At 64.3% G+C, this 24,071-nt stretch carries 28 protein-coding genes; 18 read left to right on the forward strand and 10 right to left on the reverse strand.

The genetic code is table 11. From position 1 onward, the window contains the following. Positions 1 to 56: 56 nt before the first annotated feature. Genes VGR99_RS08230 through VGR99_RS08240 form a run of 3 tightly spaced genes read left to right on the forward strand, consistent with a single transcriptional unit; the run spans position 57 to position 2,139 of the window. Positions 57 to 755, forward strand: coding sequence for a TetR/AcrR family transcriptional regulator (locus VGR99_RS08230; RefSeq protein ID WP_326897841.1), 699 nt, complete (start codon positions 57 to 59; stop codon positions 753 to 755). Further along, on the forward strand, positions 733 to 1,284 hold the full coding sequence (locus VGR99_RS08235; protein ID WP_326897842.1) for a carboxymuconolactone decarboxylase family protein: 552 nt from the start codon (positions 733 to 735) through the stop codon (positions 1,282 to 1,284). The genes VGR99_RS08230 and VGR99_RS08235 overlap by 23 nt, the downstream gene beginning before the upstream one ends. Positions 1,285 to 1,293: 9 nt before the next feature. Beyond that, positions 1,294 to 2,139, forward strand: a complete 846-nt coding sequence (locus VGR99_RS08240) for an SDR family oxidoreductase (protein ID WP_326897843.1) — start codon at positions 1,294 to 1,296, stop codon at positions 2,137 to 2,139. A gap of 108 nt (positions 2,140 to 2,247) precedes the next feature. On the opposite strand, the gene VGR99_RS08245 is transcribed toward VGR99_RS08240, so the two are convergent. From VGR99_RS08245 to VGR99_RS08260, 4 genes are read right to left on the reverse strand one after another with little or no spacing between them, the layout of a single operon-like run. After that, on the reverse strand, positions 2,248 to 2,757 hold the full coding sequence (locus tag VGR99_RS08245; protein WP_326897972.1) for a DoxX family protein: 510 nt from the start codon (positions 2,755 to 2,757) through the stop codon (positions 2,248 to 2,250). Beyond that, positions 2,757 to 3,533 (reverse strand): DNA-binding domain-containing protein, encoded by a 777-nt coding sequence (locus VGR99_RS08250; protein WP_326897844.1) that lies wholly within the window; start codon positions 3,531 to 3,533, stop codon positions 2,757 to 2,759. The genes VGR99_RS08245 and VGR99_RS08250 overlap by 1 nt, the downstream gene beginning before the upstream one ends. Then, a complete protein-coding gene (locus VGR99_RS08255; protein ID WP_326897845.1) occupies positions 3,523 to 4,440 on the reverse strand; it encodes a DUF692 domain-containing protein in 918 nt (305 codons plus the stop codon). The genes VGR99_RS08250 and VGR99_RS08255 overlap by 11 nt, the downstream gene beginning before the upstream one ends. A 45-nt stretch (positions 4,441 to 4,485) precedes the next feature. Beyond that, positions 4,486 to 4,791, reverse strand: a complete 306-nt coding sequence (locus VGR99_RS08260) for a DUF2282 domain-containing protein (RefSeq protein WP_326897846.1) — start codon at positions 4,789 to 4,791, stop codon at positions 4,486 to 4,488. Between the two features lie 293 nt (positions 4,792 to 5,084). On the opposite strand from VGR99_RS08260, the gene VGR99_RS08265 reads away from it, so the two are divergent. The 12 genes from VGR99_RS08265 (at position 5,085) to VGR99_RS08320 (ending at position 16,301) form a co-directional block, all read left to right on the forward strand. Beyond that, positions 5,085 to 7,172, forward strand: coding sequence for an adenylate/guanylate cyclase domain-containing protein (locus VGR99_RS08265; RefSeq protein ID WP_326897847.1), 2,088 nt, complete (start codon positions 5,085 to 5,087; stop codon positions 7,170 to 7,172). 138 nt (positions 7,173 to 7,310) lie between these two features. Next, positions 7,311 to 8,150, forward strand: a complete 840-nt coding sequence (locus VGR99_RS08270) for a shikimate dehydrogenase (protein WP_326897848.1) — start codon at positions 7,311 to 7,313, stop codon at positions 8,148 to 8,150. 25 nt (positions 8,151 to 8,175) lie between these two features. Continuing rightward, a complete protein-coding gene (locus VGR99_RS08275; RefSeq protein WP_326897849.1) occupies positions 8,176 to 9,009 on the forward strand; it encodes an amidohydrolase family protein in 834 nt (277 codons plus the stop codon). 24 nt (positions 9,010 to 9,033) lie between these two features. Beyond that, positions 9,034 to 10,188 (forward strand): ABC transporter substrate-binding protein, encoded by a 1,155-nt coding sequence (locus VGR99_RS08280; protein WP_326897850.1) that lies wholly within the window; start codon positions 9,034 to 9,036, stop codon positions 10,186 to 10,188. A gap of 266 nt (positions 10,189 to 10,454) precedes the next feature. Beyond that, positions 10,455 to 10,976, forward strand: coding sequence for a hypothetical protein (locus VGR99_RS08285; RefSeq protein WP_326897851.1), 522 nt, complete (start codon positions 10,455 to 10,457; stop codon positions 10,974 to 10,976). 44 nt (positions 10,977 to 11,020) lie between these two features. Next, positions 11,021 to 11,605 carry a HutD family protein gene (locus VGR99_RS08290; protein WP_326897852.1) on the forward strand — a complete coding sequence of 195 codons (585 nt, stop codon included), beginning with the start codon at positions 11,021 to 11,023 and terminating at the stop codon, positions 11,603 to 11,605. A gap of 109 nt (positions 11,606 to 11,714) precedes the next feature. Next, complete coding sequence (locus tag VGR99_RS08295) at positions 11,715 to 12,908, forward strand: adenylate/guanylate cyclase domain-containing protein (RefSeq protein WP_326897853.1); 1,194 nt, start codon at positions 11,715 to 11,717, stop codon at positions 12,906 to 12,908. Positions 12,909 to 13,495: 587 nt separating this feature from the next. Continuing rightward, positions 13,496 to 13,708, forward strand: coding sequence for a hypothetical protein (locus tag VGR99_RS08300; RefSeq protein ID WP_326897854.1), 213 nt, complete (start codon positions 13,496 to 13,498; stop codon positions 13,706 to 13,708). Positions 13,709 to 13,787: 79 nt separating this feature from the next. Next, the gene (locus tag VGR99_RS08305) at positions 13,788 to 13,967 is read left to right on the forward strand and encodes a hypothetical protein (protein WP_326897855.1); all 180 of its coding nucleotides are present in this window, start codon (positions 13,788 to 13,790) and stop codon (positions 13,965 to 13,967) included. Then, positions 13,964 to 14,176, forward strand: coding sequence for a hypothetical protein (locus tag VGR99_RS08310; RefSeq protein WP_326897856.1), 213 nt, complete (start codon positions 13,964 to 13,966; stop codon positions 14,174 to 14,176). The genes VGR99_RS08305 and VGR99_RS08310 overlap by 4 nt, the downstream gene beginning before the upstream one ends. A 101-nt stretch (positions 14,177 to 14,277) precedes the next feature. Continuing rightward, a complete protein-coding gene (locus VGR99_RS08315; protein ID WP_326897857.1) occupies positions 14,278 to 15,075 on the forward strand; it encodes an adenylate/guanylate cyclase domain-containing protein in 798 nt (265 codons plus the stop codon). Positions 15,076 to 15,662: 587 nt separating this feature from the next. Further along, complete coding sequence (locus VGR99_RS08320) at positions 15,663 to 16,301, forward strand: hypothetical protein (RefSeq protein ID WP_326897858.1); 639 nt, start codon at positions 15,663 to 15,665, stop codon at positions 16,299 to 16,301. Positions 16,302 to 16,384: 83 nt separating this feature from the next. Here the strand turns inward: VGR99_RS08320 and VGR99_RS08325 are convergent, their stop codons facing one another. The 6 genes from VGR99_RS08325 to VGR99_RS08350 all read right to left on the reverse strand — a co-directional run bounded on the left by VGR99_RS08325 (position 16,385) and on the right by VGR99_RS08350 (position 21,506). After that, complete coding sequence (locus VGR99_RS08325) at positions 16,385 to 17,278, reverse strand: SH3 domain-containing protein (RefSeq protein ID WP_326897859.1); 894 nt, start codon at positions 17,276 to 17,278, stop codon at positions 16,385 to 16,387. Positions 17,279 to 17,466: 188 nt separating this feature from the next. Continuing rightward, a complete protein-coding gene (locus VGR99_RS08330; RefSeq protein WP_326897860.1) occupies positions 17,467 to 17,694 on the reverse strand; it encodes a hypothetical protein in 228 nt (75 codons plus the stop codon). A gap of 24 nt (positions 17,695 to 17,718) precedes the next feature. Continuing rightward, the gene (locus VGR99_RS08335; RefSeq protein ID WP_326897861.1) at positions 17,719 to 19,068 is read right to left on the reverse strand and encodes a S8 family peptidase; all 1,350 of its coding nucleotides are present in this window, start codon (positions 19,066 to 19,068) and stop codon (positions 17,719 to 17,721) included. A gap of 10 nt (positions 19,069 to 19,078) precedes the next feature. After that, positions 19,079 to 19,444 carry a hypothetical protein gene (locus VGR99_RS08340; RefSeq protein ID WP_326897862.1) on the reverse strand — a complete coding sequence of 122 codons (366 nt, stop codon included), beginning with the start codon at positions 19,442 to 19,444 and terminating at the stop codon, positions 19,079 to 19,081. Between the two features lie 182 nt (positions 19,445 to 19,626). Next, positions 19,627 to 20,586 (reverse strand): LysR substrate-binding domain-containing protein, encoded by a 960-nt coding sequence (locus tag VGR99_RS08345; RefSeq protein WP_326897863.1) that lies wholly within the window; start codon positions 20,584 to 20,586, stop codon positions 19,627 to 19,629. Then, positions 20,583 to 21,506, reverse strand: a complete 924-nt coding sequence (locus VGR99_RS08350; protein WP_326897864.1) for a LysR family transcriptional regulator — start codon at positions 21,504 to 21,506, stop codon at positions 20,583 to 20,585. The genes VGR99_RS08345 and VGR99_RS08350 overlap by 4 nt, the downstream gene beginning before the upstream one ends. A 569-nt stretch (positions 21,507 to 22,075) precedes the next feature. On the opposite strand from VGR99_RS08350, the gene VGR99_RS08355 reads away from it, so the two are divergent. The 3 genes from VGR99_RS08355 to VGR99_RS08365 all read left to right on the forward strand — a co-directional run bounded on the left by VGR99_RS08355 (position 22,076) and on the right by VGR99_RS08365 (position 24,057). After that, positions 22,076 to 22,357, forward strand: coding sequence for a hypothetical protein (locus tag VGR99_RS08355; RefSeq protein ID WP_326897865.1), 282 nt, complete (start codon positions 22,076 to 22,078; stop codon positions 22,355 to 22,357). 72 nt (positions 22,358 to 22,429) lie between these two features. Next, the gene (locus tag VGR99_RS08360) at positions 22,430 to 22,759 is read left to right on the forward strand and encodes a hypothetical protein (protein WP_326897866.1); all 330 of its coding nucleotides are present in this window, start codon (positions 22,430 to 22,432) and stop codon (positions 22,757 to 22,759) included. A gap of 83 nt (positions 22,760 to 22,842) precedes the next feature. Continuing rightward, positions 22,843 to 24,057 carry an alpha/beta fold hydrolase gene (locus VGR99_RS08365; RefSeq protein ID WP_326897867.1) on the forward strand — a complete coding sequence of 405 codons (1,215 nt, stop codon included), beginning with the start codon at positions 22,843 to 22,845 and terminating at the stop codon, positions 24,055 to 24,057. Positions 24,058 to 24,071: the final 14 nt, after the last annotated feature.

A 24,071-nucleotide genomic window follows, 5' to 3' on the forward strand; every position in this document is an offset into this window, starting at 1 on the left:
AACGAACGATCGTTCGTACGGTTGACTAGCGAACGATCGTTCGTTAGTCAAGCCACATGGCTGTCCACATCACAAGCGCGGCAGAAGTGGCCGCGCCCACCACCCGCGAGCGCATCCTCACCGAGGCGCTCGATCTGTTCGCGCAGAGCGGCTATGGCGGCGCCTCGATGCGCGAGCTCGCGCGCCGCGTCGGCATCCGCGAGAGCAGCCTCTACAATCATTTCTCCGGCAAGGCCGCGATCCTGGAAGCGATCGTGGCCGAGCACGGTCCCGCAAGTTCGGCGAGCCGGCTGGAGGAGCCGCGCTACAAGCAGCTCGCGCGCCAGCCCGCGGCGTTCTGCCGCCAGTTTGCGCTTGACCTCGTCGAGCAATGGTCCGACCCGCGCGAGCACCAGTTCCAGAAGGTCATCACCGCCGAGCGCAACCGCGTGCCCGGCATCCGCGCCAAGTTCGCCGACCATTTTTACGCGCGCGAGCAAAGCCTGATGACGGACTATTTTCGCGGCTTTGCGCTCGCCGGTCTCGTCTCCACGCCGGATCCGCGCGAGACCGCGCGGCTGTTCGCCGCCGGCCTCATCTATATCCGCCTCGAGCATTACGTGATGGGCGCCGTGCCCTCGCCGCGGCCGAAGGTGATCGAGGCGATCGACCGCTATCTGTCCTTCTTCCTGTCGCTGATCGCGGCGGGCAATGACGACGACAACAAGAAACGAAAAACCAAGGGAGAGAATCGTGGCAAGGCTGCCCCTGATTGATCCGGAGACGACGAGCGGCGACATCCGCGCCTCGTTCGACCGCATGCCGGTCAAGCTCAACATCTTCCGCATGATGGCCCATGCCGAGGCCAACATGATCCCGGCGATGCGGCTCGGCAATTCGATCCTGCACAAGCAGAAGCTCTCGGCCGTCAACCGCGAGCTTTTGATCCTGCAGGCCGCCCAGCTCGAAGGCGGCGCCTATGAATGGCGCCAGCACGTGCCGATCGCGCTCGGCGTCGGCTGCACGCAAGGACAGGTCGATGCGGTGGAAGGCCGCGACTACGATGCCGCCGCGCTGAACGAGGCCGAGCGCGCGCTGCTGAAGTTCGGCCGCGAGGTGGTCGAGAATGTCCGCGTCCCCGAGGCCATCTTCTCCGCCGTACGAAAGCATTTCAGCGACCAGGAGATCGTAGAATCCATCGTCGCGCTCGGCTTCTACATGATGATGGCGCGCCTGACCGAGGCGACCGAGACCGATCTCGATCCCGCCGCCGGCATGAAGGTCTATGACGGCGGCAAGAAGTAGGCGGGCGAGATGACGGATACCGACAGCAAGCCCGAACGCTACGTCCGTCCACCCAGCGCAGAGTCCTTGGGCGAAGCGCCGGGCAGGGGACGCCTGAAGGGCCGACGCATCCTGATCGTCGGCGGCGGCCAGCGCGTGTTCGACGCCGCCACCGATCCGATCGGCAACGGCCGCGCCATGAGCATCCTCTGTGCCCGCGAGGGCGCGAAGGTTGCTGTGGCCGATCTCAACCACACTTCCGCGCAGCAGACCGTCAACCGCATCACCGATGAAGGCGGCGAGGCCTTTGCCATTGCCGCCGACGTCACGCGCGAAGCCGACGTCGTCCGCATGATCGACGAGGCGCACCGCGCCATGGGCGGTCTCGACGGCATGGTGCTGAACATCGGCACTTTTGGAAAGACCGGGCTCGACAATGTCAGCCCCGAGGAGTGGAACAGGATCTACGACGTCAACGTCCGCGGCCCGATGCTGTGCTGCCGCGCCGCGATGCCGAAATTCGACAATGGCGGCGCCATCGTCTTCATCTCGTCCATCGCCGCGCTGAAAGCAGGATCGCAGATGGCGGTGTATGACTCCTCGAAAGCCGCGCTCGGCGGCCTGATGCGCAACATCGCCCATCTCGGCTCGCGCCGCGGCATCCGCGCCAATCTCGTCTATCCCGGCCTCGTCGACACCCCCAACGGCCGCGAAGCCGGCGCCGGCCGCCCCAACCGCGGCAAGGGCCACGTCCCCTTCGGCCGCCAGGCGACAGCCTGGGAGATCGCCTACGCCGTGCTGTTCTTCCTGTCGGACGAAAGCGTCTACGTCACCGCGCAGACGCTTGCGGTCGATAGCGGTTTGAGCGGGATGTGAGGCGCACAAAGGCGCTGACCCCTTCCACTGACGTCATCCTTCGAGGCGCGCAAGAGCGCGCACCTCGGGATGACGGTCGTGCCTGTGGATGCACGAAATCGCGCGCGTCTATCGTTCGTGCGACAGCATGCGGCCGACGAAATAATCGAGCGAGACGCGCCCCGGCCCGTAGGCCATGATGCCGAGGGCCATCGCTGCCCAGGTGACATGCACCGGCCAGCCATCGGGCACGGTGAGCTCGACGATCACCGTCATGAACAGCAGCCCAAGCGCAGCGAACCGCGTCCCGAGCCCCAGGATCAGCAGGATCGGGAACATGATCTCGCCGCACCCCGACAGGAAGGCCATCACCACCGGCGCGGGATAGTGATAGGGGCCCCCCGGCAGGTGCAGCATGAATTCGTCGGTGAACAGCGTCACCGCGGTGTCGTTCAGCTTGAGGAAGCCGCCCCATTTCAGGATGCCGGACCGCCAGAACGGCACGGCCAGGGCCACGCGCAGCACGAGCTGGACCAGCGAAGGGGCGGCAATCGTCTGCACCAGATGATTGGCCTTGTCGACGAGGAGCCCGAGTGGCGGAAGGCTTCCATCCGCCGACATGCGTTGGTCCGTGATCATCATGCATCTCCAAAGGCAATCGAGGTGAATGCGCCGGCCTCGATCAGGCCGGCGATGTTGGTGGCGATGTCGAAATCGGGAGCTGCGTCCAGCGCCGCCGCGGCCGCTGCGCCGAGCGGTCGCCCGTCCCTCAGGCAGGTGGCGAAGACCGCGCCGCCGGGAGGCAGATGCCGCACGACGATATCGAACTCCGGACGCGTGATCAGGGCGTCTTCAGGCGTCGAGGCATCGATCCGGCCCACGGCAGCGCCATCGCGGTTGGCGGCATAGATCGTCACGGCCGAAAATTCCGAGCGCACGATTTGCGTTGCCGGGTGTGGGGTGAAAACGAGACCGGCCAATCGTTCCGGCGCGACCGCGGCGAGCTGCGCGGGGGCCAGCGGCGCGGCATCTCGCGCGTGGTAGGCGTCGAGCCAGGTTCGCTCGATCCGGGCGATGTCTGCGAGCCAGGGAATGCTCCGTGCGTGCTCGTAGCATGCGATGAAGCCCGGGAAGCCGCGGCCATAGTCGAACAACAGCGGCGATGTCGGCGGGCTCTCGCGAACATGGAATCGTGCCATCGCGCGAAAGAAGTCGGTGCCGGTAAGGCGCTGCACCGTCGGATAGATTGCGGCGAGCGCGTCGATCAGGCTCACCGTGACATTGTTGCGATAGACATCGTAGCGCCTGCCGGCCGCCTTGCCGTTCGGCCCGGTCACGACCGGCGGCGTGGTGCGCTTCGGATCAAGCAGGGCCGGCGCGAAGGCCGCGGCAAAGCAGACCGGCTCAGGCGGCATGACGGTCTCCCGTCCGTGCGGCGATGGTCCGGCGATCGAGAATCGCCTGTGCAGCGGCGGCTTCCGCTTGCAGGACCGGCCAATCCGGGATCCTGGAGTCCCACTCGATCAGCGTTGGCACGGGGCCGCGGCGTTCGATGACGATTTCGTAGAGCTTCCACACGGCGTCCGCGACCGGGCGGTCATGGCTGTCGATCAGAAGCGGCTCGCCGTCGTCGTCGGCCTGCTCGTCGTGCCCGGCCAGATGAATCTCGCCGATGTGAGACAACGGAAAATCGGCGAGATAGTCGAGTGCCGAAAATCCGTGATTGGCCGCGGACACGAACACGTTGTTGATGTCGAGCAGCAGGCCGCATCCGGTGCGCGCAGCGACGCTGCGGATGAAGGCGGTCTCGCTCATCGTCGTCTCGGTGAAGGCGAGATAGGTCGACGGGTTTTCCAGCAGGATCGGGCGCCGGATCGCTTCCTGCATCTGGTCGACGTGATCGCAGACGTGCCGCAGCGTCACCTCGGTGTAAGGCAGCGGCAGCAGGTCGTTGAAGAAGCTCGTCTCGTGCGTCGACCAGGCAAGGTGCTCGGACACCATTGCCGGCTGGTAGCGGGCCACCAGGCCGCGGAAGCGCGCAAGGTGAGCCTTGTCGAGCGGCTGCGGTCCGCCGATCGACATGCAGACGCCGTGTAGTGAGAGTGCGTGGTCGCGGCGGATCGCTTCCAGCGCGCGATGTGGCTGTCCGCCCGCGCCCATGTAATTTTCGGCATGAACCTCGAAGAAGCCGCGCCCCGGGCCGTCGGCGAGGATGGCCGCGAGGTGCTCGTGCTTGAAGCTGGTGCCGGCGACGCCGCCGACCGGTACCGGAAAGCGGAGGGGCAAGCGTGTGGATGGGGCAGGCCCGATCGCTGCGTTCATGTTGCTCCTCCGCTTTCCCTGTTGGCGATGTGCTGGTTCGGATCCTCAGACCGGCTTGAGCGAGCCCTTCTTGCCACCCGGCAGATCGATGCTGGTGCAGGTTCCGCCTTGCACGAATTTCCAGGCGTTGCCCTGGAAGTCGGTGGTCGAGGTGCCCTGGCAGGTCGTGCCGGGTCCCGCCGCGCAGTCGTTCTGGCCCTTCAGCGCGACGCCGAAGCATTTCTCCTTCTTGGCGGCGACGGCCGCGTCGGCCTCAGCCTTGGTGAGCGGCGCCGCCATGGCCAGTGTCGCGAGGGCGGTCGACATGGCGCCGGCGAGAGCGAGTGTGGTGACGGCAAGTTTGGCAGACATCGAGTTCTCCTTTTGAGATGGCATCGCTTGGCAAGCGAAACGCGCATTGTCTCGTTCGGCTCGACCGCAACCCGCGTTACCGTCGGGCTGCTCACGAGTCCGTGAGACCGTTGGTTGTGCGCACGGGCGGGATTAGCGGGCAAGCCGCCCGCCAAATCCAATGCCTTGGCGCTATGAAGACGTTAGCGGCAGGGCATTGGCGGTCGCGCACCGGGCCTGCCAGACGTAACGAACGATGGCGGGCCGCGTAGAGCATTGTCAGGAACCGTGCATGGTCCGAAGGCGGGAACACGATGAACGTCGATCACGGGCAGCGGCTTCAGGCGATCGCGAGGCTGACGGTCAGCATCCGCCTCGCCATTTCCGCGCTGGTCCTGGCCGCGATCCTGCTGACCGCAGCCTTCTCCAGCCTGTTGTGGTGGCGGACGGCGGAGGCGACCAGCCGACAGCTCGCCTCCACGATCAACGAGCAGATCGTGGCGGCGGTCCGCAAGGAGGTCGCTGCCATCGTTGACGAGGCGCGTGCGGCGCACACCGCGATCCGCACCCTGTTCCTCCAGAACGTGCTCGACACCCGCGAAGCCGACAAGCGTGAATTCGTGTTCCTGTCGCAATTGCAGTCACAGGCGACGATCTCCTGGGTCGCCTTCGGCTGGCCCGACGGCTCGTTCTTCGCCGCGCACAAGCTCGGTGATCGCCGGCTGGAGATGATGGAGATTTCGCTGACCGATCATCCGGGCCAGCGCCGTGTCGATGAGTATGACGTGGTGCCCGGCGATATCGAATTCGCTAATCGCCGCTTCGAGCCGACCGGATTCCACGTCGCCGACCAGGCCTGGTTCAAGGCCGGTCTGACCGCGGACGATCCGCGATGGTTCAGGGTCATGGAGCATCCAACCGGCGAGCGGCCGTCGATTGCCCTGGCGGGTCCGATTGACGTCTATCAGGAGCGGCAAGGCGTTCTCGCCGTCATCATCGAATATACGAGGCTTGCGCGCTTCCTCTCGCAGCTCGAGGTCGGGCGCACCGGAACGGCCTTCATCATCGATGACGGTGGTGAGCTCGTCGCCGCACCTGACATGGATGCCGACGAGCTGCATCCTGCGAAGGGCGACACCGCGTTGTTGCCGCTCGCGCAGACGGCGCTCGCGAAAGCCGGTGGGGCCGGCCGCAAGGAGGCCTGGCGAAGCCGGCTCACCTCGCAAGGCGCGGCTTATGAAGTCGCGCTCGCGCCATTGCCGTTTCCCGGCTGGTCGCTGGCAACGGTGATTCCGGAGGCCGAGTTTCTCGGTCCGGTCGAGACGACGCTGCGGCACCTGATTTTCGGACTTGCCGTCGGCGCCGTGCTCGCGGCATTGGCGTCGGCGATGCTGGCGCGCTCGGTCATCGCCGCGCCGCTTTCGCGCGTCGTCGGAGAGCTCCGCCATGTCGAAGCCTTTGCGCTCGAGCGGGTGCGCCGCCATCCTTCGCGCCTCAAGGAGATCGCGAGCCTGTCAGGCGCGATCGCCGAGATGGCGGCTGGCCTCTCCGCCTTCCGCAAGTTCATCCCGGCCGATCTCGTCCGCGCCCTGCTGCGCCAGGGCGTGGAGGCAAGGCCCGGCGGCAGCGTCCAGGAGCTCAGCGTGATGTTCATCGACATCGCCGGTTTCACCGGACTGTCCGAGCGGCTCGGCGACCGTGTCGTGCCGCTGCTGTCGCGCTATCTCGACGTGACTTCGGAAATCATCGTCGCCAATGGCGGGACCATCGACAAGTTCATCGGCGACGCCGTGATGGCGTTCTGGGGCGCGCCGCAGCCGCAAGAGGATCACGCTGCCCGATGCTGTCGCGCGGCACTCGCCTGCCGCAGGGCGATCGCGGAGTCGGGTCTGACCGACGATCTGGGCGAGCCGCTCCAGATCCGGATCGGCATCAATTCCGGCCGCATGCTGGTCGGCAATATCGGTTCGGAACTGCGGTTGAACTACACCGTGATCGGCGATGCCGTGAATGTCGCAAGCCGGCTCGAAGGCGCCAACAAGTCCTATGGCACGCAGATCCTGATCGGCGACACGACCGAACGTCTGGCGCGCGGCGCCGTCGTCACACGCGAGGTCGACAGCATCGCGGTATATGGACGGGAGGAGGGGCTGTCGGTCCATGAGCTGATCGGAGTCATGGATGAAGGAACGGTCGCGGCGAGCTGGATCGTCGATTACGAGCGCGGCCTCGCCAATTATCGCGCGCGCCGGTTTGCCGCGGCGCTTGCCGATTTCGACGCCGTGTTGAAGCAACGCGGCCACGATCGCCCGGCCGCGCTGATGCGTGAACGCTGCCGGCAGCTGGCCGCGTCCGCGCCTGATGCTGCCTGGCGGCCCGTGGCGGCATTGACCTCGAAATAACGACGTCGACTCCCGCTGTCTCGCATGCCCCCAAGATTCAGATTGCACCCGTTAGCCATTCCCTCTAATTGTCTTGGACAAATGACCAAATAACATGGTCGCGCGTCGAATGGCGCTGGTCGGGACGGGAAACGCAGCATGTCGCAAGATGGTTTTGGCTTGGCGGGTGTCATCGGCATGCCGGTTGCGCATTCGCGCTCGCCTGTCATTCACAATTGCTGGCTGAAGGCCCACGGAATCCGCGGTACTTATGTGCCGCTCGCGGTGAAGCCGGAGCGGCTGGAGGATGCGCTGGACGGGCTGATCGCGCTCGGGTTCCGGGGTTGCAACGTCACCATGCCGCACAAGCAGACGGCGATGCCGATGCTCGACCGCGTCAGCGAGACCGCAAAGCGCATCGGCGCCGTCAACACCATCGTCGTCGAGGCGGACGGCACGCTGTCCGGCTTCAACAATGACGGCAATGGCTTTGTGCAGAGCCTGCGCGACGCCAGGGCCGACTGGCGCGGCGATGCCGGGCCAATCCTGCTGCTGGGCGCGGGCGGCGCCTCGCGCGCGGTCGTGGTGGCACTGCTCGAAAACGGCGCGCGCGAGATCCGCATCGCCAACCGCACGGCGGAGAAGGCGCAGGCGCTCGCGCGGGATTTCGGCTCCGCCGTCAGCACCGTGGCCTGGGGCGACCGCGGCGCCGCGCTCGGCGATGTCGCGCTGCTCGTCAATTGCACCGATCGCGGCATGGTCGGCAAAGGCGCGCTGGAGATCGACCTGTCGCGATTGAGGCCGGAAACGCTCACCGCCGACCTGATCTATACGCCGCTGGAGACGCCGTTCCTGGCCGAAGCCCGCGCGCGCGGCTGCGTCACCGTGAACGGGCTCGGCCTCTTGCTCAACCAGGCCCGGCTTGCCTTCAAGGCCTGGTTCGGCGTGATGCCCGACGTGACGCCTGAGTTGATCAAGGCCATCGAAGCGACGTTCTGACGCGCGAGCCTGGGAGTTTTTCGCCATGACATTGCCGGCGGGCCCCAAGGTCGATTGCCACATCCACGCCATCGATCCCGTGCGTTTTCCCTATGGTCCCGACACGCCGTATCGGCCGAGCGGCCAGGAGATCGCGCCCGCGGCGCAGCTCATCCGCGTGTTCGACGCCTTCGATGTCAGTCACGCGCTCGTCATTGCCACCAACACCGGTTATGGCAGCGACAGCCGCATCCTGCTCGACACGCTGAGGCAGGGCGGCGGCCGCTTCAGGGGTGTCGCCGTCGTCGAGAATGACGTCGACATCGCCGCGCTCGAACGCCTCAAGGCGGCGGGTGTGATCGGGGTCGCCTTCAATGTGCCGTTCCACGGCGCCGGCTACTATCTCAAGGCGGCGCCGCTGCTGGAGAAGCTGACCAGCCTCGGCCTGTTCCTCCAGATCCAGGTCGAGCAGGACCATTTGCTCGACCTGCTGCCGCTGATTGAAAAATCAGATGTGCGTCTGGTGTTCGATCATTGCGGCCGGCCGTCGGTCGCGCAGGGCTTGCGGGGCAAGGCCTTTCAGGCGCTGCTGGCGGTCGGCCGGGAGCGCGACGCGCACGTCAAGCTGTCCGGCTATTACAAGTTCTCGCAGCAGGTGTATCCTTACGAGGACACTTGGCCGTTCATCGCCGCGCTGGTCGACGCCTTCACGCTCGACCGCTGCGTCTGGGGCTCGGACTATCCGTTCCTGCGCGCCCCCGAACGGCTGGATTACGGGCCGCTGCTGGCGCTGCTGCCAAAACTGTTTCCGGATCCGGGCGATCGGCATCGCCTGCTCTGGCGAACGCCGGCGAAACTGCTCGGCCTCGACGCATCATAAAAACAAAGCACAGGGGAGGACATCATGAGGCATCTTGCGGGGACGGTCGCGATCGCGATCACGACGCTCTTGGGCGCGAGCGCCGCGCAGGCGCAGAGCACCGTCTACATCCCCGACGTCATCGAGCTGTCCGGACCCGGTGCAGTCTCGGGCACCAACTGGCGCGACGGCGTCGCGCTCGCCGTCGACGAGATCAACGCCGCCGGCGGCATTCTGGGCCGCAAGATCCGGACCGAGCATCTCGACACCCAGAGCAATCCCGGCATCTCGCGCGCACAGGTGCAGAAGGTCCTGGACAAAGATCCCTATGTCGTCCTCGGCCCGATCTATTCCGGCTCGGTCAAGGTCAACATGGCACTGACGCAACAAGCCGAGATCCCGCAGATCGTCGGCGCCGAGGCTGCCGACATCACCACGCAGGGCAACCCCTGGGTGTTCCGCACCGCCTTCGGCCAGCAATTCTCGATGCCGAAGATCGCCAACTACCTGCACGACAAGTTGAAGGTGAAGAACGTCGCGGTCCTCTGGGTCAACAATGATTTCGGCAAGGGTGGCCACGACAACTTCGTGAAGGAGATGAAGACGCGCAATATCGAGATCGCGGCTGACATCTCCACCGAGCAGGGCCAGGTCGATTTCGGCTCCGACGTCATCAAGCTCAAGGGCGCCAAGGCCGACGCGGTGTTCGTCTACACCAACGAGGAGGAGAGCGCCCGCTTCCTGATCGAGGCGAAGCGGCAGGGCCTGTCGACGCCGCTGTTCGGCGAGACCACGCTGCTCAGCCAGAAGGTGGTCGAGCTCGCCGGCCCCGCGGCCAACGGCGTGCGCGGTCATGTCGGGCTTTCCGCCGACGCGCCGGTGCCGGCGATCGAGGCGTTCACCAAGAAATTCAGCGAGCGGTTCAAATACCGGCCCGACCACAACGGCATCAAGGGCTACACCGCGGTCTATCTCGTCAAATACGTCACGGAGCAGATCGGCAAGTTCGACAGCAAGGCCTTCGGCGCGGCGATGAAGGGCCGGACCCTGACACCCGACAAGGCGCCCGGCATGTTGATGGAAGCGAGCTGGGACCAGAACGGCGACATCGACCGCGCCAGCTTCCTCGCCGAGATCATCGACGGCAAGCAGAAGATCGTCGAGACGCTGCCGAAGCTGAAGGGTGGGAAGGGCGAGTGAGAGGTGTGTAGCCCGGATGGAGCACAGCGCAATCCGGGGTTCTCACCTCGCGGATAGACCTCCCCGGATTACGCTGTGCTCCATCCGGGCTACGAACGCGCGCAAGCCCCGCTCCATCCTGCGATGGGATCAAACTGCCGGGCAATTTTTGCAGCGTGGCACGACGTTGGGACGACATCGCGCGAGAAAGCCGATGACAATCGACGGACCATCGCTGGCACAGGAATTGCTGAATATTTCCTCGCAATGACCCCAGGAATGAATCCGTGACCAGCGTCAGCTACACCGTCTCGCCGAACTGGACCGCAGGCTCCGACAAATCCGGCGCGAGCAGGAACAAGAATCCGAACGATCCGAACATGCTGACGACGGGCGCCTATGGCAGCGCCTTCGAGTTGATGCTCGACAGCCACGCCAACAGCGACGGCAGCACCACGGAGACGCTGACCTACAAGAGCTACGACGGCAAGACCAACGGCACGTTCTCCGCGACGGCGGAGACCGGAACGGGCGCCGACCTCAGCAGTGCCTATCAGTCCCTGCTAGCCACGCTCCAGGCCAATGGCGAGATGGACGACAAGACCGCCGCGCAGCTCGACGACGCCATGGGCCAGCTCGACACCAAATCGGCCGGCGGCAGCACCGACGCAACCATTTCCGGCGGCGGCCTGCTGGTGCAGGCCGGCGGCCCCGTCTATTTCAACGGCATCTCGGCCTATCAGAACCAGTTCGTGGATGCGCTCGTCAACGAGCTGAGCACCCGGCTGAACCTCGACGCGAAGGCGTGAGACGATTAAGGATGTGCGGGTGATCCACGGGACGCTCGCGACACATGAAAACCACGCTGCTGACATCCGAAGACTATACCCGCTCGCCCTGGAAGAACGGCGGCGGCATTTTTACCGATATCGCGGGCGCCTACCGTACCGGCGCAACGTCAAAGGATTGGGAGAGCCTGCTCTGGCGCTTTGCCTCGACCCCGATCGTCGCGCCGGGTCCGTTCTCCTACATGCCCGGCATCGACCGCCTCCAGACGGTCATCAAGGGACGCGGGCTGGTGCTGAAGGCGCCGGGGCAGGAATTCGACGAGCGCGAGCCGTTCACGACCGTGCGCTTCACCGGCGAGATGGAGATCGTCACTGCGCTTGAGGCGGGTCCGGTCGAGGTCGTGAATTTGATGGCCCGGCGCGACGCAGCGGAGATCGATCTGTCGGCGCTGAAGGAACCCGGCGAGCGTCCGCTGTCCGCCGGCACGCATCTCGTCTACGCGGTGTCCGATGATTGCGGCATTCGACTCAATAGCGAGGAATTTGTCGTTCCCGGCGGCTGCACGCTGCAGGTCGAGCTGACCGAGCCCTCAAGGCTGGCGTTCGGCTCCGGGGTGGCCGTGCTGGCGTCGATCCAGCTCATCGGCTAGGCAATCGTCCTGATCGGGCGATCCTATAATCAGTGCAACTGGCTAGGTTGACGCGGCCGGGCCGGCGCACGATATCTGGCCTGATGCAGACTGCCGCCGAAGGCCAGATATGAACGCGCCAGAGAAGATCCCCTCCGCCACGCTGTCCGACGGCGTCGTCGACTGGCTGACCAACGGCACGCGTGACGAGCGCTTCATTGACAATATCTTTGCGCAGATGTGCGTCCGTCTCCAGGAGGCCGGCATTCCGCTGAAGCGGTCGACGCTTCACGTCCGGATCCAGCACCCGCAATGGCTGGGCGCGCGCTTCATGTGGTCCGACGGCATGCGCGAGGCCGAGATCTCGCGGATCGACTTCGATGTGCAGGGCCGCTCCGAATATATCGGTAGTCCCGCCAACGAAATGCAGGACGGCGCCACCGAGGTGCGCGAGAACCTCGAGCGCGATCCCGCGCTCGGCCGCAAGCACGCGCTCTACGACGAGATGCGCCAGATGGGCCTCACCGACTATGTCGCCTGGCCGCTCTACCACACGCTCGGCAAGCGCCATCTCGTCACCTTCGCGACCGACCGGCCCGGCGGCTTCGACGACGCCCATGTCATCGCCCTCAAGAAGGTCTTGCCGGTGCTGGCGCTGGTCAGCGAGATCCGCATCAAGAACCGCCTGGCACGAACGCTGCTCGAGACCTATGTCGGCGCCCATGCCGGCGAGCTGATCCTGGCCGGCGCCACGCGGCGCGGCACCGGCACCACGGTGCGCGCGGCGATCATGATTTGCGATCTGCGCGATTTCACGAAGATCTCCGACAACTGGCCGCGCGACGACGTCATCGACCTGCTCAACGATTATTTCGACGCGATGTCGGAGCCGATCGCGCGCCATGGCGGCGAGATCCTGAAATTCATCGGCGACGGCCTGCTCGCGATCTTCCCGCTGAGCCGGCCCGATGCCTGCGAGAGCCTGCTGCATGCCGTGACCGAGGCGCGCGAGGCCATGGCCGCGTTGAACGCGCGCAACAGCGGCACCGGCCGCGCGCCGCTGAACTACGGCATCGGCGTCCATGTCGGCGACGTCATGTACGGCAATATCGGATCGTCGAGCCGGCTCGACTTCACCGTGATCGGCCCCGCCGTCAACATGGCCTCCCGCCTCGAAGCGTTGACCAAGCAGGTGGGGCGGCCCGTGCTGCTGTCGCGCGACTTCGCCGAGCTGGTGCAGCCGAAATTCGAGCTGGCGCGCGTCGGCAAATACGAGGTGCGCGGCTTCAGCGACCCGATCGAGCTGTTCGCGTTTGAGGGGTGAGGCGAAAACCGCACGGCTTGCTCGCTCGTCCCACAACCTCCGGCAGTCTCCGAACGACGATCACCGCGACCGTCCGCTATGGTCTCGATGTGCCGTGATGAACGGTGCGCGAGTGTGCCGCTGTGGCGTCGACCCTGCTGTGGATCGGGTGATCGCGCAAACGCACGCGCCCTCCGTGGGCCGCAGGTCGTGCTTATGGGCAATACCGGACGCGTTGTTGAAAGATATATCCGCGCAGGACGTCTAGGTTGGCTCTACTGGCGGCGATACGACTGGTGCCGCGGGATTTCGTCGAGGACGATCCATGCGATTGCCTCGATGCAACAGAAAAGGTGATCGACACACCGGACGCGACCACAAAAGGAGACGCCCATGCCAAACTGTTCCGAAGATATTCGCAGTCGAACCGGGCGCTGTGCCGTGTGCGACGGCAAATTTGGCCTGGTCCGCTACTACTCCTGGCGAAAGCCGCTTTGCTCGAAGAGATGCGTCGAGCGTTTCACGGCGCGCCGGCAGGGTGACCGCGACTGGGTCGGCCGATCTCCCTTAACTTTCGGCATGATTCCAGAGAACCACGCGAGGCCGCTATGACCATGCAGATGTCACGACGAGGACAGGAATATCTGGAGACGGCGCAGAGCCTGCTGCGCGCGGCCCGGACCATGACGGACGCCGCGGTCGCGGCCCGGCTCGAGATGCTTGCCAACGACTATCAGCGGCGCGCCGAAAAGGCATCAACCGTCGATGCGGCGAGGTCATCGTCGCGTTCGACCGGCGCCGGATACGAAGGACATTTATGATGACGGGTTGCGCGGCCGGGTTGGTCGCTCAACCAGGCCGTCTTGCCGGTTTCCTCTCCTGCCACCCCGTGGAGCCGATATGGGCGAAGTTGTTCGACTGGTGACAAGGGCCGAGCGCGAGCGAGCGCGTCTGATCCGCCAAGCGCGGGCCAATTATGACTCGATTTTTCCACCGGCCGATCGCGACGGCGAGCCGCCGGCCGACAACCCGGGCGGCGATGCGCAACCCGAACACGTCGAAGGAGTTCTCGTGACATGATCAAGATCATTGCGGTGCTCTGCAGTCTTTCGTCTCCGGCAGACTGCCGCGAGCAGATCGTCACGACCTCGGACTTCGCAGACGTGACGATGCAGTCCTGTCTGATGGGAGTGCCGCAGCTTGCCGAATGGATGGCGCAGCATCCAGCCGAACGTCTTGCGGCGTGGCGCTGCATGATCGGCAAGCAGGAAGCTCGCAGGGGCGCGTAGGGCGAGTGATTGAAGTCCGGGAGTCCTGTTGCCAACGCGGGAATGTGCGACTACGCTTTACCTGAGATAGTCGTTCACGTTCTGCGATTGGCCGCACGTTCATGCCAAAATTCCTGCGCATCGGTCTGCATCAGTCGAACGTTTCGGGATACACGTCGAAGGCGTGGTGCGTCAGGCGCGTGGGCCCGACGATTTTCCTGAAATGGGGCGCCGTGGAGGTCCAGGGCACAGGTAGCGGGCGCAAAGTCTACTGGACGCGCACGCCACAGGAAAAGACGATCCGTTGCGGCTCCGCGCAGCGCGCCCAGGACTATGCGAAATCCGCGATCGTGCGGCGGCGTAACCACCGCTACGAGCCGCTGACCGGATCGATCGCGAACCGGCGTCCAGCGGCCGCGCCCAGCGCCGAGCTCAAGCAGGCACTCGCCACCATCCTGATCGTCGACATCGTCGGCTCCACCGCCAAGGCCGCCAAGCTCGGCGATGCGCGCTGGACCAAGGTGATGGGTCACTATTACGCCGCGGTCCGCAAGGAGCTGAAGAGTGCGCGCGGCAAGGAAGTGGTGACGACCGGCGACGGCGTGCTGGCGACGTTCAAGGCGCCCGCCGCCGGCATCAATTGCGCGACTGCGATCCAGAAGGCCGTGCGCACGCTCGGTCTCGAGATCAGGGTGGGCCTGCATGCCGGCGAGTACACCATCAGCGGCGGCGAAATGGTCGGCCTCGCCTTCCACATCGTCACCCGCGTCACCGCCAAGGCCCGCGCCGGCGAAGTCCTGGTGTCGAGCGCGGTCAAGGATCTGATGAAGACGCAGTCCACGATCCACTTCAGGAATCATGGCAGCCATCAGCTCAAGGGCGTGCCGGAGCGGTGGCGGCTATACCGGGTGGAGGCCTGAGGGGGTTTTACGGGTAGGTCTCTGCGAGTGCAGAGAGCGGCTCGTCCTTCGTCCTGCCGTGGTCGTACGATGCCGGCACTTGGCGCTCCCAGCTCGCGGCGAACGCTCTCCACGACGCTGGCCCAGTTGCTTCGCTTGGTGAGGGACGCTCTGCTCTCGGCCTGCAGATTTGGTGACCGAATTCACAGGGCTTCAAATCTGGGAACGCCGGCATCCTGGAGCAACTGTCATCGCAGTGGTCGGCCAGAGGCTACATAGGTTCGAATGCACTGTAGAGTGAGCATCAAATCTGCGGTTGTGGTTCGAGCGAGACAAGGAAGTCGCTCGCGCATCCTCGAAATGAGCTGGATTGAAATCATAAAACGCTTGCGACCATAAGCAACAGATTAAGATAGATGATCAGCATGGGTTGCATTTGGGCAACATGGCCTGATTAATTCTGAATCAATCTTGACGGGCATCGATGATCGGATCAGCCTTTGCGCGTGAACGTGTGGTTGCGGGGGCGGGTGATGCGTTCAGTTGTAAGCGTTGCGGTTGTACCTCTTGCTGTCGGCTTGGCGTCCTGCTCTCCATGGCTTGGAGGCGTGCCGACTGTCGACGACCAGTTGATCGTCGCGAAAGTCAATGCGTGCAATGGCCCGGGCGATGGGCCGGTCGCCGCGAATAACTACATGCAGATGGGTTTCGCCAATGTATACGCTGTGTGCGAAGCCTTTTTCGTCAATGCGACCAAATTCCAGCAAAATGCATTGGCGACCAATCAGACGCTCGATGCCGGTCTGGTGGGAGCGACCTCTATTGCCAATGCGACGATGTCGACGGCAAGTGCACTCAAGGCCATCACGATCACCACCGCCGGTGTCGTGTTCGGCAAGTCGATCATGAACGACTACGTGACGGTCTACACATTCGGAACACATCTGTACAAGGTGAGGCAGCTTGTTCAGAACGATATGGATAATCTCGTAGGCGGAACCGCGGCGCCGCCGAACACTTGTATCGCCTACGCCAACGTTCAAAGGCTTGCGACCAAGTGCACGCTCTCGAACATGCAGTCTCTGCTGGACTCTCAGGTGGCAATACCGTCGCAGGTGGCCGCCCCGCCCGCGGTGCGAAATGCCAACTTTGCTCCGGCGGCGGCGCGGTCGTTCGTGGCGAGGGATGTGGTACCGACTTCCGCGCCCCCGATGAGTTCAATGGTTGTCCCGCTGCCCTCGCGCTAGTGCCGCATATGGCGGGTGCCGAAAGCGATTACGCGGGAGCGTGCATTGCATCGGCAGCAGGCTTCGCAAAGGCCGGCGAGTGATCAGCCTGGCGCTGCCCGCGAGAGATCGGGCTTGCCGAGTTCCGGCACTGAAGGCCGGTCGGCTTGCGGTGCCATCGACGGCCCAGTCAGATTGGCCAGGCGGAATATATCGATGACATGCATCCGGTTGGCCTCGAGCAGCTGTGACGTGGATTTGAGCCAGCCGACAGCGGGGACGCCCACGCTGCCCCGCTGGCCGAGCCGCACACTGTTCACGCCGTCGCCGCCGCTCGAGCTTTGGGTGACGTAGAGGGTGCCATCGTCGGTCTGCATGGTCTGCACGATGTGGTCGATCTCGAAGACTCGCCCCTGGCCCCTCTCCCAATCGTAGTCGCCAAAGTTCAACCCGATCAGGAGCCCGGGCCGGAAATCGAGATGATCGATGTCGGTGACCGATATGATCTGCCCGACCCGGTATCCGGGAAGAGCGACCTGATGGTCGGAATGGGTGTTCAGCATCTCCAGAATGGCGGAGCTGAAAACCGTGCGTCCCGCGGCGTGGTTGACCGCATTGAAGGCGAGCCTGTTCACGAAGCAGATCCAGCCCGAGCAATCGACACGGCCGGTTTCCGGGTCCTTCGCGCCGAGCTTGTACCGCACATTGTCGAAATCGTCGGTCGCTTTCACGATTGCATCGTTGTAGGCCTTGAGCAGGTTCGCAGGCACCTCGCTCGGCTGGCCGGGCTCATCCTGGCAGAGCAACATCCGCTTCATGAAGCCTTCGGTCCCGGCGGCATTTCTCACCCTGACCCAGTCGGGATGGCGCTCTGCGGGACCTTCCTGATCGACCAGCTGGCCTCCGGCCACCGCTTCGATCACGGTGGATTGCCCGCCTGCCGATGACGGTTCGGATCGTAGGTTGACCGATTCTCCCAAGACTTTGAGCTTCACCATCCCAGGCTCCCTGCATAGGCATATGGATCATTTTCGTCAGGCGTCGGCCTGACGGCTGCTTGCCTTCAAGCCGCGTGGCTGCCCTCTTGTCCGTCATCGAGAAGCACCGAATGCGACGCCACGGCCGCGCAGCCCTGAAACCTCGTCGGACAAGCCGAACGTCGGGGGACGCAACGCGGCCTCGTTTCTCATCGCTTCTGCGTCTTGTAGGTGCTGTCTCGACGAACTGACGCAACGCCTTTCACCTTGCGCAGTTCATCGAGGGCATCTGCGTCGACGCTGCCGTTGACGATCATGAACCGCTCGTGACTTTCAACATCGTTGAGTCCTCGAGCCTTGAGGGCGTCAACGATCTCGCCCATCCGGGTCTCATCCGACTTCTCTATTCGGATCGTGACGTCAACTTTTTCCACCATGCATCCATCACCCAGATCTGCGGCTTACGAAGGTGGCGCCTGGACGAACCCCTTGCCAATGTCACGCGCCGGAAGATTCAGCCGTTTTGAAGTCTGAAGCAGGCGCGCCCACAGCGCCCAGCCACGAAACGCAGTATTGGACTGCGCGATTAAAGCTGCAATCCCTGTGACATGGGGGGTCGCCATGCTGGTTCCATCCCAGCGATCATAAGCATTGCCAGGTAAGCTGGAAAGTATGCCGACGCCAGGCGCGGCAATGTCGACCTCTTGATTGGGATTCATGCCACCGCATGAGAACGAAGCGATGCGGAAGGCGCTATCCACGGCCGCCACCGCCATGATCGTTGACGCATTCGCTGGCGAGCCGACCGGGGAGATCCGCTGCGGACGCGTGCTTTCGTTGCCGGCGGCAGCGATGACCAGTGTCCCTGCATCCAGACAGACCTGTCCGATCTGCTCGTAGTCGTCGCTCGGCTGATCCCCAATTCGCGCCGCTGCGCCGAGCGACATCGAAATGAGCTGGCAGCCCTGATCCAGCGCCCAGTCCATGCCGGCGATGATCGAACGATCGGTGCCGAAGCCATCATCCCCCAGGACTTTGCCGGCGTAAATCTCCGCCTCGTAGGCGATGCCATAGCGCGGGCCGGTGGTCGGACGCATCGGGCCGCAAGAGGTGCCGATGCAGTGAGTGCCGTGTCCGTGCACATCATTCTCGCTGCTGCGGCTCGCAAATAGCTTCTTCGTGACGGAACGACCGACGAAATCCTGATGGGCATCATCGAAGCCTGTGTCGAGCACCGCGACCTTGATGCCGGCGCCGGACAGGCCGCTGCCGATGACATTTGTCGCTTGCAGCCCCCAAGTGGCCGTTGCCTCGTCAATCCGCGCCGCAGTCGCTCGCTCGCCCAGTGCCGCTTCGCTGCCGAGCAAGCGGTCGATCAGTTCGTTGATGCCGTCGCGGTAACCCTTCAAATAGTCCAGATCCGGTGCCGCGATGCCGGCGAATGACGCTTGCGGGGCCTCGGCTCGCTGCATCCCGCCAGCGCCAAGAGCGCGATACGTCCGTTCGGGCCGAACGGCGCTGACGACCTTCTGCTGCATGGCTTTTTCCACCATAGGCCGTAATCGTTCGCCGTCCCGCCTGACGATGGCGATTCCGAAGCGCTCGAAGTACTGCACATCAGCTCCGTCGAAATCATTCGGCACCGCAGGAGCTGAGCGGAAATCCCTCGTTGAGGCGACACGAAAGCCACTCCCTTCGAGTTGCTTGATGCCGGTGCGGGTCGCCTGCGGCGTAAACCGCACAACCATACCAACGCGTGGTGTACCTTCAGCAGACTCGTTGGCAGTTCGCCGCGTCGATCGCCTAGCCATGAATCCCTCCTCATGTGAGCAGACTTGCTCTGGTCCTTGCCGGTGTGACGTTGCCGCCCGGGACGGTAGCCGCGGTTGCAGACGGCCGGTGCTGGTTTGGGCGACTCTTGCCGTTCTTGTTTCGCCCGTGTGAGGCAATCCCGTAAATTTGGCCGTCGATGCGCGTTGTGCCTTCAATGTCGGCTGCTGGTTCGTCGGGATTGGATTTTAGAAATTGGTCGAGCGGAAATGCTTGCACGACTTTCGGTGCGTCGCGGCAGAAGCCACGCAAGACGCTTCCGTCGTCGTTTGGGAGGATAATTGCGGTGCTCTGCTGACCCGTGGTTGTGCCGCAGGGGGGCGTGAGGACCAATCCGATAACTCGGATGCGCTTCATGGCCGTTCCTCTCTGGCCGCAGAAAGCTATTTCACGAGCCCGAAGCTCGAGATGCAATCAAGTATCAATCGAAGCTTGAGAGCTTCCGCAATATGCAATCTTAATAAGGTGCGGCAAGGTAATACACGCGGGCACGATCTGCAACATCGAATGATCGCCTGCTGCGGTTGGTCGCAGCCCGTCTACTGTCCTGCGGCAGTCGATGGTGGGGTTGGCGCAGCATCGATCCATTCGACTCCGGGTGCCTTCGTTTGCTGCAGGATGGTCGCGACAAAGCCGGTAAACAGGTCCCGCACGGCCTCGGCTGCATTGGTCAAAGGAAAATTGCCGGACGAGATCATGGAGCAGGTGAGATAGACGGGCGGCTCGATCGGTTCGGGCTCGCCGAGATCGTCGCCCGACATGTCGGATAGATTGCCCTTGGGCAGGACTGAGCCGCCGACGCCCGCGCGCACCGTGGCGATGATGTTGGCGACGACATCGGCCTCCATCACGACGTTCGGCGAGAGCCTTGCTGCCGCAAACGCGCGATCGAGCGCGGTGCGAGTCATGTTCGGGGAAGGCGGCAGGACGAGCGGCAGCGCTGCGAGATCGGCGATCTGCACCGGCTTGCCTTTCGACGCTGCGCGATGGCGGATCAGGAACAGCCGCTGCCTGAACAGCGGTGTGCGTGCGACCGTTGGCGTAAATTCGTCCTCCAGCACCAGCCCAAGGTCGAGCTCATGCTCGCTCACGCGCCGCTTGATCGTCGGACTGTCGGAGACCGCCATCCTGAGTACGACATCGGGAAGAGACAGCTTGCATTGCTCCATGAATGCCATGGGCGCGGTCGCCAGGAAGGTCGACGACATCCCGAGCCGCACGATGCCTTTTGTCGTTTCGGTGCCGGACCGCACGATGCCGGGAAGCTGCTGCAACCGTCTCAGGATGGCGGATGCCTCGCGATAGAGCACCTCGCCGGCGGCGGTCGGGCGAACGCCGCGTGCGCTGCGCAAGAGCAGGCTCACGCCAAGCTGCTCTTCGAGTTGCGCGATCTGCTGGCTGAGCGCCGGCTGCGCGACGTGGATCGTGGATGCCGCGCGCGAGAAGCTGCCCGCATCGACCACGCTGACGAAGTAATGCAGCTGGCGGTACTGCATCATGCGATCAGCTCCGCGCCGGGCCGCGTGTTCGCCGCGATCTGGTCTTTCATGAAGCGGATCAGGACGTTCTTCACGGCTTCGCCGGCATGCGTCAGCGGCACATCGCCGGACGAAACCAGCGAGCATGTCAGAAATATCGGTGGCTCGATCAGCAGCGGCTCGGCAAACGCGCCGGGATAGACGTTCTCGAACGTCCCGGCGTTGAAGATCGAGCTTCCGACCCCGGAACGGACCGCGGACAATTCGCTCAGCGCGGCATCCGTCTCGGCGACGATGTTCGGCGTCAGCCCCGCCTCGGCAAAGGCGCGATCGATGACGATGCGCCGGTGCTTGGGGAGCGGCGGCAGCACGAGCGGCAGTTTTGCGGCCTGCGCGAGGGAGATCGTGCCGCGGTACCCTTCCAGTCGCTCAGGCGTCACCAAATAGAGACGTTGCCGGTACAGCGGATGGCGCGAGAAGTTCGGCATGAAGTGATCTTCGAAGACGACGGCCAGGTCGAGTGTTTGCGCCTCGATCCTGGCCTGAAGCACGTCGCTGTCGGCGTCCGAGAATTTCAACGTGACGTTCGGGAGAGCTTTCTTGCAGGCTGCGACGGCGGGACCCGCAAGGGCGCCCGCGATCGCGACCGTCATGCCGAAATTGACGATCCCCTCGACATCGCCGGAGCTCGACCGCACGATTCCGGGAAGCTGCTCGAGCAGGCGCAGGATTTCGGTGGCCTCGGAAAACACGATCTCGCCCGCGGCGGTGGGACGCACGCCGCGCGAGCTTCGCTCCAGCAGGACGATGCCGAGCCGTTCCTCGAGCTCCCCGATCTGCTGACTGAGCGCTGGCTGCGCCACATGAATCTCGGCGGCGGCGCGCGAAAAACTGCCCGCTTCGACCACCTTCACGAAATAGCGCAGATGACGAAACTGCATGACCGCGTGCCGCCCCGACCGCTTTCTCGGTTGGCCTGAACGCCGTCCGTCCCGTCTCGGTCCGACTGCGGCCCCGCCGGTGTGCAATATTGCACGCAGAGGGCGAGGGGGCACCTGCAAAGTTGTCGCGACAACGCATTGAATTCGCAGGAAGAAGATCTGTTTTCGTCCCGCCGCGACCGAGTGCCGGTCCAGCGCCTTACGCGCGACAGGCACGGCGAGGCTGGTCGCTTGAAGCTGCAAAAGGTTCAAGCCAAGACAATCACGGTCGTTTGACGGCCTGATCGGCCATATTGGCCGCCGATACCTCTATATCGAGGCCGTATTTGTTTTCGATCGCGGCCTGGACCATTGATCCGCCCGCGCTGGCGACGATCCATTTTCGGATTGCTCCGTTGTGCCGATCCGTCCCGCGGCGCTTGCAAAAGCATCCTCGTTTCAGAGCCGCGGGAGAGTCGGTCTCTCTCAAAGCTTCAGCGTTCCCACACGATTTGCCGCGACGAAGCGGCAATTCGCAGGTCCGGTCATTTCACCGGCCCCCTTACATGAGCAAAAAAAGGAAAACTCTTATGCGTAAGACTTGCCTCGGCGCCGCAGCCATCATCGCGGTTGTCCTCGCGACCGCGATTGCCGGCGCACAGCCTGCGGAAGCGCGAGACGGCTGCGGGGCCAATCGCTATCGCGGCCCGGGCGGCGCTTGCCACTGGTTCGGCCGCGGTCCCTATCCGAACGGGTTCTATGGCCCGCGCATGGCCTGGAACGGCTGCCCTCCCGGCTACTGGCGGGGGCCGTGGGGCCATTGCCGCGATACGCCTTATCACGGCCGGCTCCCCGGCGGCGGCTGGCAATAGCAGCCGCACGGCCGCGCGATCGGTCTCCGCTCGCGCGGCGTTGCTTCCTCTCAATTCGTCCGGGTCGGCATCATGTCCAATCGAATAACTCTCAGAACGCGTAGCGACAGCCTGTCGTCTCACATCCTGCCGGTGTCGGGAACGATGATCGGGGTCTGCACCACCCTGATCGGCCTGGCCAAGCTCGCCGCGCTCAAGGCCGGCACCTCGCGTGTCGATCAATACGCGGCGCTGGTCGCCGTCACGTTCCTGGCGAGCGCGATGACGTCATACCTGTCGATCCGCTGGTCGGATCGCGCGCAACTGAGCATCCGCATCGAACGGCTGGCCGACGTCATCTTCCTTTGCGGCTTGATCGGCATCACGCTCGTCGCAACCCTGTTCGCTTACGAAGTCATCTAGTTCGGTATCTGCACGCCGACGCGTGCACATCGATCGTGTTGTGCGTGCGGCAAGACCGGCGCGATCATTCATTGGAGAAGGCCATGTTGCGGAATTCAATGCGCTGCCTTGCGGCCGTCCTGTGCCTGGCGACGTCATCGTTTCGGGCAAGCGATGCCGGCGCGCAAACGCCATTCTATCATGCGACGCCGCAAGAGCTCGTCGGGCCGCCCGGCTCGCTGATCCGTTCCGAGCCGATGATGTTTGCGCCCGCGGGTGCGCAGGCCTACCGGGTGCTCTATCGTTCGGTCGGCATGCAGGGCGAGCCGATCGCCGTGTCCGGCGTCATCGTGGTCCCGCCCGGACCCGCACCTGCAGGCGGCCGGCCGATCGTGGCCTGGGCGCATCCGACCACCGGTGTGGTGCCGCATTGCGCGCCGTCGCTCGCGATCTTCGTATTTCAGCAGATGGCGGGCTTGCGCCAGCTGATCGAGCAGGGCGCCGTCGTTACCGCCACCGATTATCCGGGATTGGGCACGGCAGGTCCGCATCCCTATCTCGTCGGCGACAGCGAAGCGCGGGCCGTGATCGACTCGGTGCGGGCCGCGCGCAGCCTGCCCGACGTCGGCGACGGCAACAGCTTTGCCGTATGGGGGCATTCGCAGGGCGGGCAGGCCTCGCTCTATACGGGCCTGATCGCGAAGACCTACGCGCCGGAGCTTCGGCTGGTCGGCGTTGCGGCCGCCGCGCCCGCGACGTCGCTCGTGACGCTGATGGGAGACGACTTCAAGAGCACCGGCGGCAAGAACCTGACTGCGATGACGCTGTGGTCGTGGTCGCGGGTGTACGGCGCACCCATCAATAACGTCGTGCTGCCTGAAGCGATGCCGACGGTGGACCGTCTCTCCAACGAGTGCATCGAATCGATCTTCGACATCCTCGAGCGCCGGCAGACCGAGAAGCCGCTCGAGCAGCAGTTCCTGTCGGTGCCGAACATCGCTGCCGTGCAGCCCTGGCGCTCGCTGGCGATGCGCAACACCCCGGGCGCGCTGCCGCCGCAGATTCCGCTGTTTCTCGCCCAGGGCACCACGGACAGCATCGTCCGTCCCGAGGTCACGCGCGGCTACATGCAGCGCCAATGCAAGGCGGGCGGCAAGGTCGCGATGATGTGGGTATCAGGCGTGGGTCACGGATTTGTCGCGCGCGACAGCGCGGATGCCGCGGTGGCCTGGATGATGGACCGCTTTGCGGGACGGCCCGTGCCGAGCGATTGCGGCAGGTCGGTTGCCGACGCCGCAGCGGTCGGAACCGCACAATAATTCTTCCAATCCAG

Origin of the sequence: Bradyrhizobium sp. (assembly GCF_035935975.1) — a bacterium.
Lineage (GTDB): Bacteria > Pseudomonadota > Alphaproteobacteria > Rhizobiales > Xanthobacteraceae > Bradyrhizobium.